Raw genomic sequence first — 11,325 nt, forward strand, 5'->3', positions numbered from 1 at the left:
CATAGGATTTAAGTAAAGCAAAGAGATGAAGCAAAGCCCTGAACAAAGGAAAGAAACACAGTAAAATATAATGGAGCAAAATGAAAATAAGGGAAAATCTAGTGCTGATTGCTGATTGCTGGTTGCTGGTTGCTGGTCATACTCCAATCTTTGGCAGCCATGAGCAATCCTTTGGTGCTATTTAATTGATAGTCAATTCTTTGCATCAGCAATCCCTATAATGTGCTACTTTAAAAACGTACTGCATTTAATTGAAAATACAATAATAATCGTGTTATCTTATGTGTGATATCTAATCAGAAAATCCCTGAAATTTCAATAGCTCCAATTCAATAAATCATTTCGCGACAGCGACTAAAAATAAATTCTAAAGCCTAAGCTAAAAATTAAATCAGCCTTATTAATAAAGGGTTGCAAGACGAAGGAAATTTAATTGATTAGCAAAAAAAATTTAAGAGGGGATAAGTTATCCACAGGGCTGTGAATAGTGGCTTGAAGAGTAAACTGCAGTATCATAACAAAGAAAAAAATAAAAAACAGTCTTGACTTTAACAAATGTTAAATAATTTTTAACCTTGTAAAAAATGCTCGAAATTGCCAAGCCAACGTTGGGTTATCGTATGAGCTAATTGTGGATTTTCCTGCACTAGTTGTTTAGAAATAGGAGCGAGTAAGGTTAATAACTCTTTGTCGCGTGGTAATTCGGCTAGTTTAAATTGCTTATATCCCGTTTGTTTGGTCCCCAACACTTCACCGGCTCCGCGAAGCTCTAAATCTTTTTCAGAAATAATAAAGCCATCATTGGTTGAACGCATAATTTTTAAGCGTTCAGTACTTGTCTGCGATAAGGGTGCTTGATAGATCAACAGACAGTGGGACTGGGCGGTGCCGCGACCGACACGACCTCTTAATTGGTGTAATTGTGATAGTCCAAGGCGTTCTGCGTTTTCTATAATCATTAGGCTGGCATTAGGAACATCCACACCTACTTCAATAACCGTAGTGGCAACCAGTAGATCAAGTTCGCCATTTTTGAAGGCTGCCATGGTGGCTTCTTTTTCGAGCGCTTTCATGCGGCCATGCACTAAACCCACTCGAGCCCCAATCAATTGCTCTTGAAGTGTTTGCGCTGTATCAATTGCGGCCATGCATTGCAATTTTTCCGACTCCTCGATGAGAGTACATACCCAATAAGCCTGTTTCCCTTCAGCAATTGCAGCTTGCAACCGTTCAATAATTAACTCGCGTTTATCCTGATTTATAACAGCAGTAGTTATTGGGGTTCTTCCTGGTGGTAATTCATCAATAATAGAAAGATCAAGGTGGGCGAAATGAGACATGGATAAAGTGCGGGGTATGGGAGTAGCGGTCATCAGGAGTTGATGCGGTGTTTGTTGGGCCATTTGCCCCTTTTGTTGCAAAAGAAGGCGCTGTTCCACACCAAATCGATGTTGTTCATCAATAATAATCAAGCCTAAATGGGCAAAATTCACTTCGTCTTGGAATAAGGCATGCGTACCGATAATTAATTGACAGCTGTTTTCTTTTAATGCAGCAAGCGTCGCTTTTCTTTCACTTGTTTTCATTTTACCGCTAAGTCTGCAAACCTTAATATTTAAGGGATCTAACCAATAAGTTAAATTATTGGCATGTTGTTCGCTTAATAAATCGGTAGGAGCCATGAAGGCTACTTGGTAACCATGAGCTATTGCTTGAAGTGCTGCAAGGGCTGCGACCACGGTTTTTCCTGCACCGACATCCCCTTGTACCAAGCGTAGCATGGGTTTGTTTTGCTTTAAGTCATTAGCAATTTCTTCCACCACTCTACGTTGCGCATTAGTCAGCGAAAACGGCAAGGCATCTAAAAACTCCTGGTGAAGCTTGTTTTCTACGGGAAAAGAAGGTGCGCAAAGTTGATTACGCTTCTTTCTTGCATAATGCATACTTAATCTCTGGGCTAGTAACTCATCAAAAACTAAGCGTTTAAATGCGGGATGTGAACCTGTTTCTAAGGATTGAATTGAGACATCAGGTGGTGGATTATGCAATAAGTGGATGGCTTCAATTAAATTACAAAACCCATAATGCTTCAAGCACTCTTCAGTCATCCACTCCAACTCATGTAATTCTTTAGTAGAATAACTTAATGCACTGTTAATTATTTGACGTAAACGAGTTTGAGTTAAACCTTGGGTTAGAGGGTAAATTGGTGTTAAGGTTTCTTGTACCTGAAAAGGCTCATTTTCTTTTAAAATTTGGTATTCAGGATGGATCATTTCAAAGAGATTATTAAATTCACGTATTTCACCAAATACATGAATTCCATGGCTGTTATTTAGCGCAGCTATTTGTTGTTTATTAAAATGAAAAAAACGTAATTTAATAATTCCTGTCGCATCTTCTACATAGCAATAGAGCATCATCCTTTTACCGTACTTCACTTCCGTCTTGCAAACTCGGCCAGCAATAACAGCCCAATCGTTAGGTCTTAAATCGTGTATGGGGGTGATCCTTGTTCTGTCTTGATAGCGGTAAGGTAAGTGAAAAAGCAGATCTTGTATTGTATGTAGACCGCATTTCATTAATTTTGCAGCAAGTGCTGGTCCAACACCTGTTAAGGATTCACAAGAGTTAGACAGCAGGGTATGATGCATTTATAGGACTCATATCGCGGTTGATTTATGTAGTAATTTTATAATTCTAATAATATCAGGAAAGTAACCTCGTTGACGAGTATACATTAAGCATTGGAGTTGGTGGCATGAATCGAGTAATTACTTTTGCATCTGCTTTGGTCATAGTATGGATCATTGGTTATCTATTAATCATTGGCCGCGGCCTCTTAATTCCCTTAGTGATGGCTATCTTTTTTTGGCATCTGCTGAACACTATTAATAATGGAATGAAAAAAATCCCAAAGCTTGGGACTCAATTACCAGGATGGGTAAGCATGATTTTGTCTTTATGTCTGGTAGGTATTTTTTGCAAAGTTTTGATTGATATTATTACTAATAATGTTGCCGATGTTATTGCCGCAGCCCCTAAATATCAAGAAAATTTATCGGCTATGTTTAATAAGCTGGACGCTCGATTCCACATCAAAGGTCTAACAGATTTTGATTCTACGTTTAAGGATGTCAATTTGCAAAATATTGCCCTTAGCGTTTATGGCGTATTTTCCACCCTGACCAGTTCAGCGGTGTTAATTTCTTTATATGTAGTATTTCTCTTTGTTGAACAACATTATTTTGAGCAGAAATTAGATGCTTTCTTCTCGCAAGCAGAACATCGAAGACTGGTGAAAAATATTATTAACCATATTACCAAAGATACGCAAACCTATTTAGGGATTAAGACTCTGTTGGGTTTGGGTACCTCTATTGCAAGTTGGATCATCATGAAATGGGTGCATCTGGATTTTGCTGAATTTTGGGCTTTATTAATTTTCTTTTTGACTTATATACCGAATATTGGTGCAATGGTGGCTACAGCTTTTCCTGTTGCTTTAGCCTTAATTCAATTCGAAAGTTGGTGGCCTTTCATAGAAATTACCTCAGGTATTGTTGCTATTCAATTTATTGTGGGTAATTTTTTAGAACCGCGTTTATTGGGCAAGTCTTTAAATTTAAGTACCCTCGTTATCCTCTTTGCCTTAGCATTATGGGGCTATATTTGGGGTATTTTAGGGATGTTTTTATCGGTTCCAATTACGGTGATGATGATGATTATTTTCGCGCATTTTGATACAACTCGCCCTTTGGCCGTTTTATTATCTCAGGATGGTTATATCTATAAATCTTACGAGGAGATTGAAGGGATATAATAATCAGCTTTAAAAATGGTATGAAAAAGAGCATAATAGGAGCTATTTTCTATTGAGCTAATAAGTAGTATGAAACAAACTATTGAACTTCTTTTAAAACAGGCATTAATTTCACTACAACAATCAGGGGAGATACCTGCTGACTTGGATGTAGAAGTGAGGGTTGATAATGCTAAAGATTCAAGCCATGGCGACTATGCCAGTAATTTAGCTTTAATTTTAGCAAAACCTTGCCGTCAAGCGCCGCGTAAAATTGCTGAATTACTGATTCAAGGCCTGGGATCTAATACTTTTATTGATAAAGTTGAGATTGCTGGTGCGGGCTTTATTAATTTTTTCATTCGACCGAGCGCTCGCGCTTTAGTTATCTCTGAAGTCTTATCTAAAGAAAAAGAGTTTGGCCGAAGCGCCTTAGGTAACGGGCAAAAAGTTTTAATTGAATTTGTTTCTGCCAACCCCACAGGTCCTTTGCACGTAGGTCATGGTCGTGGCGCTGCCTTTGGTGCAACTTTAGCCAATGTTTTAAGAGCAGCGGGTTATAACGTTGATTCTGAATATTATGTCAACGATGCTGGCCGGCAAATGAATATCTTAGCCGTGAGCGTCTGGTTACGTTATTTAGAATTAGCAAGTGAGCCTGTAGTATTTCCAGTCAATGCTTATAAAGGCGATTATGTTTATGAAATTGCCCAGCATTTATGGGCTGAGCATAACAAAGCTTATGTTCATCCTTGGTCTTCGGTAGTAACGGACTTACCTCCTGATGAGATTCAAGGCGGCGATAAAGAGCTCTATATTGATGCAATGATTAATAAAGCCAATGCGTTATTGGGGAAAAATGGCTTTGCCTTATTTCATCGCCACGCCTTAGATACTGTGCTGACTGATATTAAAGAGGATTTAGCCGAGTTTGGTGTTCATTTTGAAAATTGGTTTTCGGAACAATCTTTATTTGAAAATGGCTCTATTGAAAAAGGGATTCAAGCTTTGAAAGATGGGGGCCATACCTTTGAAAAAGAAGGAGCACTGTGGTTTAAAGCGACTGATTTTGGTGATGAAAAAGATCGTGTTTTAGTACGTGCTAATGGTCAGACAACCTATTTTGCTTCTGATGTGGCTTATCATTGGAATAAATATGATCGGGGCTATGATCGAGTTATTGATATTTTTGGTGCCGATCATCACGGTTATGTGACTCGAGTACGCTCAGCGGTAACGGCGCTAGGGCATGATCAAAGTGCTTTAGATGTTTTGTTAGTCCAGTTTGCTATCCTTTACCGTGGTGGTGAGCGGGTACAAATGTCTACCCGAAGTGGTTCATTTGTTACTTTAAGAGAATTACGTGAGGAAGTAGGTAATGATGCTGCACGATTCTTTTATGCAGCCCGTAAGCCTGAGCAACATATGGATTTTGATTTAGATTTAGCGAAATCTGAGTCGAATGATAATCCCGTTTATTATATCCAATATGCTCACGCACGCATTTGTAGTGTTTTGCGGCAATTAAAAGAACGAGATCTTTCTTGGGACAAGGCCATAGGCCTTGATAATGTTAATCTTTTAGAGCAACAGCATGAGCTTGCATTAATTTCTTTATTATGTCGTTATTCCGAAGTTATCGAAGCTGCAGCAACTACCTGCGAACCACATTATTTGGCCTACTACTTAAGAGAACTCGCCAACGGTTTGCATAGCTATTATAATGCAGTCCAATTATTATGCGAGCAAGAAGAGTTGCGCTATGCTCGTTTATGTTTACTTGAGGCCGTGCGTCAAGTTCTTAGTAACGGTTTAGAGTTATTAGGTGTTTCAGCTCCTGAGAGTATGTAATGGCAAGAGAATCTGGAAGTAGAAGAGCATCGCGACGAGGCAATAGTTTGCCTCAGCAGGTATTAGTCATGGTGGTTACCTTTGTCTTAGGCTATTTCACTGCTTCCATTTTTGATATTGAAACATTAAGCCGCTGGATGACCACCCAAGTATTAGAAAATCATGAGCCTCAACAAGTCATTGCCCAAGCAAAACCTAAAGAACAAATTCCGCCTAAACAAAAATTTGAATTTTATACTTTATTAGCTAATGAAAAAGGAGTAGGAGCGAATCAAGCTGGGACTACGCATGGAACGACGGCCACAATAACCAATCCCCACCAGGTTACAGCTGCTGCTGCAAATAGCGCTGTTGCTTCTGCCACACCGCAGTCCGCCCGCCCCATAACAGCATCGGTTTCCTCTACAGCAACAACACGCGTTGCGGTGAGCCAATCTAATCAAGCGATAAGCGCTCAACCAAAAGCAGTTCAAGTAACCACGGCCAAACCTGTTGCGCCATCTCGGGGCGCGAATTTTGTGGTACAAGTTGCCTCATTTAAAGCGCGCAATGATGCTGAACATATGAAAGGATTATTAATTCTTAAGGGTTTTGAAGTGAGCGTTGTCCCCGTCTCAACACCCAATCAAGGTAACTGGTTTCGTGTGGTTATTGGACCTTATCCTAATCGTGCTTTAGCGCAGAAAGCACAAGTTATACTTGCAAAGACGGAGCGTTTAAATGGGATGATCCGTAGCACTTAATATTTATAAAATCGAATCATGCGCAATCCCCAAGTGTAGTTGTTCTTCAGACCAACCATTTCATTATTAAATTCTGTACTCCTTAATTGCTCGGTTCTAATACAATTGAGGTGTGCATCAAGATTTAAATAGCTTGTGATAATTAAGAAGCAGGCGTACAAGTTGTACTGCTGTCCACACATTTATTTGACGTTGGATTAAAAGAACATACATGGAAGTCCTTTCCATCAGGATAATAATAGCTAGCACAGTAGGCCGCAGAGGGCGATAATTGGGGGCATTGCGAAATTGGAACTTGGGTTGCGGGGCAAGTGCCCGCATTTCCCATAGTGGATAAAATACCTAAGCTAACAAAAAGACTTTTCTTTAACATAATCGTTTTCCTTATAGTATATTCGTATCTTTTATCTGCAATTTTTTTGAATAATGAATAAAATTTCGATAAGGCAACAGTAAGAACTCTTCTCTTATAACTATAGTAGGTAGCTCAAAGAAAATACAAAAGATAAAGCAAATAGTTCTATAATAGATTTGAAATTCTTTAAGAAGTCCCGCTCATCTTTATTTTTCAGTTATACCTCTAAAGCTCTACCTTGTGGGAATTCATTTTTTCAGGAGAGGAATACCTAAGGGATGCGCTTGCAGTAACCTATGTTATCCCCAAATTCTGTGGATAACTCTGTGCATAGGCTATTAATCCATACCTATTGCTTAAAAATTATTTGCCTGGACTAGCTGAATGGGTTATATAAAGAAGGCCTCCACAGAGGCCTTCAGTGATTATTATTCTACACTGATTTCTATTTTTTTCTCAGTCGCAGCTTCTTTTTTAGGAATTTTAATTTCCAAGACCCCATGGCTATAGCGTGCGGTAATTTTACCATCATCCGCAGTTTGAGGAAGGCTGAACCGACGATAAAATTGCCCCTGGGTCCGTTCTCTGCGCGTATAACCTTGGTGGGTTTCGGTTTTTTCAAATTCCCGCTCGCCTTTTAAGGTAAGGACATGCTGTTCTAGGGATATGCTAATATCTTCTTTTTTGACACCAGGAATATCAGCAATAACTAAAAAGCAGTCTTTTTCTTCTTTTATATCAACTAAAGGCGACCATGTGCCGGTTTCAATATAGGACGAATCATCCTGTTTTTGAAGATTAAAAAAATCATTGAGTAAATTGCCCATATCAGGGTACATGGGCATTGTTCTTTTTAATGTATTCATGCTGTCTCCTTAAATATGTTGTGGTAATCACATAGATATGGGAGCTTCGATAAAATTCAAGACTTGTAACTAAATTTTTTGATAAGGAAACTCTTTAATTTGCGGGTAGTAAGCTCTAGCTTTATTCCTACTTTTACCGGGTAACGCTCACCTTTATCATTCCTGCATTTTTAACAGCATGAGGTTTGGTAACTGAAACATTAACCTGTTCAACCCCAAATTCTACTTTAACGAGCTGAGCTACCGAGTTAGCGAGGTATTCAATTAATTGAAAAGATTTAGATTCTACAAAAAGGGTAACCTTTTTACACAAATCATCATAATCTAAAGTATCACTAAGTTCATCTTTGCACCTCTTGAAATCGGAGGGTATATGGATATCAATCAACAGCTGTTGCTTAATTTTTTGCTCCCATGCATAGACACCAATTTGGGTGTGTACACTAAGACCTTGAATTATAAGAGCGTCCATCATTTTCCTCATTAGGGGGCTTAAAACAAGTATGGTACTATACCAGTTTTTAAAGCGTTTTGAGATTATTTATGACTGATTTAACTAATTCTCGTTTTTTGCGTGCTCTAAGACAACAACCTGTAGATAGGACTCCAGTTTGGATTATGCGTCAAGCCGGGAGATACTTACCGGAATATCGTAAAACTCGCGAGAAAGCAGGGGATTTTTTAAGTCTTTGCTCTAATCCTGAGTTAGCTTGTGAAGTTACTTTACAGCCTTTACGGCGTTATGCTTTGGATGCGGCTATCTTATTTTCTGATATTTTAACTATACCTGATGCAATGGGGTTGGGCTTGTATTTTGCGGAAGGCGAAGGTCCGCGTTTTCACCAGCCCATTCGTGATATACACGCCATTGAGCGCTTGCTTGTCCCCCAAATGACTGATGATTTAGCTTATGTGATGAATGCTGTTCAGTTAATCCGCCAGGAAATGCCGCAAAATTTGCCCTTAATTGGTTTTTCGGGCAGCCCTTGGACTTTAGCGTGTTACATGGTAGAGGGGCAAAGCAGCAGAGATTTTAAACATATTTTAAGAATGGTCTATACTGAAGATAAAGCAATACATAAGTTGTTGAATACTCTAGCCCTTTCTGCCTCTGCTTACCTTGTTGAGCAAATAAAGGCTGGAGTAAATGCAGTAATGATTTTTGATACTTGGGGTGGAATTTTAACGCCGAGCAATTATCAGCGATTGTCCTTGTCCTATATGCAAGAAATAGTACAACATGTAAAAAGTTTTAACCCTGATATTCCAGTTATTTTATTTACTAAAGGCGGAGGGCAGTGGTTAGAACAAATGGCGGATACTGGGTGCGATGCTTTAGGACTAGATTGGACTTGTGACTTACATACTGCGCGGCAACGAGTAGGCTCAAAAGTCGCTTTGCAAGGTAATTTAGATCCTGCTGTTTTACTTGGGTCCTCAGATGCGATAAGGCGAGAAGTGGCAAATGTTTTGGCTGCCTATGGCCAGGGCTCAGGGCACATTTTCAACTTGGGTCATGGTATAACCCCTGATGTTCCGCCAGAAAATGTCGCGGTGATGGTTGATGCGTTACAGGAGTTGAGTCCGCAATATCACGTGAGGTGACTTATGATTATTGAGAGTGAATTTAAACCCGCATGGTGGCTATCTAATGCCCATGCGCAAACTATTTATTCATCAATGCATCATCCATTGATACCAACTATCGATAAAACAGAAAAGCTTGATTTACCTGATGGTGATTTTATTGATTTGGCCTGGAGTACGAATAATTTAGCTCCTGATTCTCCCTTAGTCATCATTTTACACGGCCTAGGGGGAGGGCTTCAATCAAGCTATGTTGCCCGTTTTATGAACGCTTTCAATAAACAAGGCTGGCGGGCGGTACTCATGCATTTTCGTGGGGCGGGAAAAGAATACAATCGGCTGCCACGTGCTTATCATTCTGGCGACACCGCAGATTTAGATTTTTTTGTGAACCTACTAAATCAGCGTGAGCCTCATACTAAAAAAGCGGTAGTCGGCGTATCTCTAGGGGGAAATGTCTTATTAAAATGGCTTGGAGAAAAGCACATTCGCTCGATCGATGCAGCCATTGCGGTATCCGTTCCTTTTGAATTAAAAAAGGTAGCAGATCGAGTGAATGAAGGTTTTTCTAGGTTATACCAACGCCATCTATTAGGCGAGTTAAAAACTTTTTTTGCCGAACGCAATGCTTATTTTAAAAATGCTCCAGAACCTTTTAAAAAAGCCAAAGACTGTACGTGCTTTTGGACCTTTGATAATGAAGTAACTGCTCCTCTATATGGCTTTAATAGCGCCCATCATTATTATCGAGAATGCAGTTCAAGACAATTTCTTCGTCATATTCAAGTCCCCACCTTGATTCTCCAAGCTGAGGATGATCCTTTTATGACTGCTGACATTTTACCCAAAGATGAAGAACTTGCCTCTCTGGTTACTTTAGAGTTGAGCAAGAAAGGTGGACATGTTGGCTTTGTGGGGGGCTCCATGATTGGTTCACCGATTTATTGGCTGGATCAACGGATACCTGAATTTATAACTCAACAGTTTTAAATAAGGAACGAACATGCAAAAAGAGGTGATTGCGGTACCTGAGCTCCTTTCTTATGAACAATATGGTTTTACTCAATGTGTTCGCTATAATGGCTTGATTTTTGTCACAGGCCAAGCTGGTCAAGATAAAGAAGGCAAGGTGGTGAGTCAAGATATTGAAACTCAAACCAAACAAGTGTTTAAAAATATTGATTACGCTTTGCGTGCCGCTAACTCTGGCTTAGAGTTTATTGTGGCTATGACTTCTTATCTAGTAGACATAGAAAAAAATGGCCCTATTTATTTCGCCACTCGGAAAGCGTGTCTGCCGGTATCTTCTTACACGAGCACCTCAGTAGGTGTTGTCGCTTTAGCTCTTCCTGAGTTATTAATTGAAGTCAACTGCATTGCAACCCTAAAAAACTAATAGATGATAATTAAAGCATTAATGTTATGATGGGCTCTTAAAAACAAGCCTATAGGGAGTATGCTATGATTAATCATATCGTTATTTTACAGTTTAAACCTCAACATTCCGAGGCTGATATTGAGGCCGCGTTAAATCAGCTCTCTAATTTAAAGAATGAAATCCCATCCATGAAAGGATTCACCTTTGGAAAAAACTTAAGTCCGGAGCAGTTAAATAAAGGATATACCCATGCTTTTGTAATGACTTTCGAACATGCAGAAGGAAGAGATGCCTATTTGGCGCATGCTGAGCATCAACGCATTGCGAGCGAAGTATTGCTTCCGATGTTAGAAGAGGGTTTAGATTCTGTAGTCGTACTGGACTATGAGTTTGCCTAGCGGTATAGCATTTTAATTATTACTGTTGATTTTTTATTGTTCCCTATTGTCATTTAAGGTACAATAAGTGCTCTTTGTTTGATCATTTGGTATTTATTATGATGGATTTTCTAGAAAATCATGTTCAAACTCGTGAACGAGCTATTGTCGAGGCCGCACTACAACAAGTTAATGAGTCGCTTAAGCGGGCCCGAGCTTCAATAACAGAGATGAATAACCCTCTCACTCACTCATGTTACGCACATAAACTTGTAGTTTGACTAAAAAGCATTAGAATTCCGCCCTTAATTTTAGGGAGGGAATTAAATGGATATGCTTGATCTTTATAGTGATTATTTGATTTTC

The 11,325-nt window shown here is 39.3% G+C and carries 12 protein-coding genes; 8 read left to right on the plus strand and 4 right to left on the minus strand.

Annotated elements, in window-relative coordinates; translation table 11 throughout:
• Positions 1–569 precede the first annotated feature (569 nt).
• Entirely contained in the window at positions 570–2,642 is a 2,073-nt protein-coding gene (gene recG, locus ELY15_RS10090) for an ATP-dependent DNA helicase RecG (protein ID WP_127099623.1), read from the minus strand.
• Between the two features lie 119 nt (positions 2,643–2,761).
• On the opposite strand from recG, the gene ELY15_RS10095 reads away from it, so the two are divergent.
• From ELY15_RS10095 to ELY15_RS10105, 3 genes are all read left to right on the plus strand, one after another.
• Positions 2,762–3,823, plus strand: a complete 1,062-nt coding sequence (locus ELY15_RS10095) for an AI-2E family transporter (RefSeq protein WP_127099603.1) — start codon at positions 2,762–2,764, stop codon at positions 3,821–3,823.
• 69 nt (positions 3,824–3,892) lie between these two features.
• Entirely contained in the window at positions 3,893–5,653 is a 1,761-nt protein-coding gene (argS, locus tag ELY15_RS10100) for an arginine--tRNA ligase (protein ID WP_199744205.1), read from the plus strand.
• The gene (locus ELY15_RS10105; RefSeq protein ID WP_127099607.1) at positions 5,653–6,396 is read left to right on the plus strand and encodes an SPOR domain-containing protein; all 744 of its coding nucleotides are present in this window, start codon (positions 5,653–5,655) and stop codon (positions 6,394–6,396) included. The genes argS and ELY15_RS10105 overlap by 1 nt, the downstream gene beginning before the upstream one ends.
• A 142-nt stretch (positions 6,397–6,538) precedes the next feature.
• On the opposite strand, the gene ELY15_RS10110 is transcribed toward ELY15_RS10105, so the two are convergent.
• From ELY15_RS10110 to folB, 3 genes are all read right to left on the minus strand, one after another.
• Positions 6,539–6,769, minus strand: coding sequence for a hypothetical protein (locus ELY15_RS10110; protein ID WP_127099609.1), 231 nt, complete (start codon positions 6,767–6,769; stop codon positions 6,539–6,541).
• Between the two features lie 410 nt (positions 6,770–7,179).
• Positions 7,180–7,617 carry an Hsp20/alpha crystallin family protein gene (locus ELY15_RS10115; protein WP_127099611.1) on the minus strand — a complete coding sequence of 146 codons (438 nt, stop codon included), beginning with the start codon at positions 7,615–7,617 and terminating at the stop codon, positions 7,180–7,182.
• 133 nt (positions 7,618–7,750) lie between these two features.
• The gene (gene folB, locus ELY15_RS10120) at positions 7,751–8,089 is read right to left on the minus strand and encodes a dihydroneopterin aldolase (protein ID WP_127099613.1); all 339 of its coding nucleotides are present in this window, start codon (positions 8,087–8,089) and stop codon (positions 7,751–7,753) included.
• A gap of 71 nt (positions 8,090–8,160) precedes the next feature.
• Here folB and hemE point away from each other — a divergent pair, with 71 nt between their 5' ends.
• The 5 genes from hemE (at position 8,161) to ELY15_RS16130 (ending at position 11,240) form a co-directional block, all read left to right on the plus strand.
• The gene (gene hemE / locus ELY15_RS10125; protein WP_127099615.1) at positions 8,161–9,222 is read left to right on the plus strand and encodes a uroporphyrinogen decarboxylase; all 1,062 of its coding nucleotides are present in this window, start codon (positions 8,161–8,163) and stop codon (positions 9,220–9,222) included.
• 3 nt (positions 9,223–9,225) lie between these two features.
• Positions 9,226–10,194: a hydrolase gene (locus tag ELY15_RS10130; protein ID WP_127099617.1), complete on the plus strand. Its 969-nt coding sequence runs from the start codon at positions 9,226–9,228 to the stop codon at positions 10,192–10,194.
• 13 nt (positions 10,195–10,207) lie between these two features.
• Entirely contained in the window at positions 10,208–10,600 is a 393-nt protein-coding gene (locus ELY15_RS10135; protein WP_127099619.1) for a RidA family protein, read from the plus strand.
• A gap of 65 nt (positions 10,601–10,665) precedes the next feature.
• A complete protein-coding gene (locus tag ELY15_RS10140; protein ID WP_127099621.1) occupies positions 10,666–10,980 on the plus strand; it encodes a Dabb family protein in 315 nt (104 codons plus the stop codon).
• 98 nt (positions 10,981–11,078) lie between these two features.
• Positions 11,079–11,240 (plus strand): hypothetical protein, encoded by a 162-nt coding sequence (locus ELY15_RS16130; protein WP_158617446.1) that lies wholly within the window; start codon positions 11,079–11,081, stop codon positions 11,238–11,240.
• Positions 11,241–11,325: the final 85 nt, after the last annotated feature.

The organism is Legionella sp. km772, from assembly GCF_003989735.1.
In the GTDB taxonomy this organism is placed as follows: Bacteria; Pseudomonadota; Gammaproteobacteria; order Legionellales; family Legionellaceae; genus Legionella.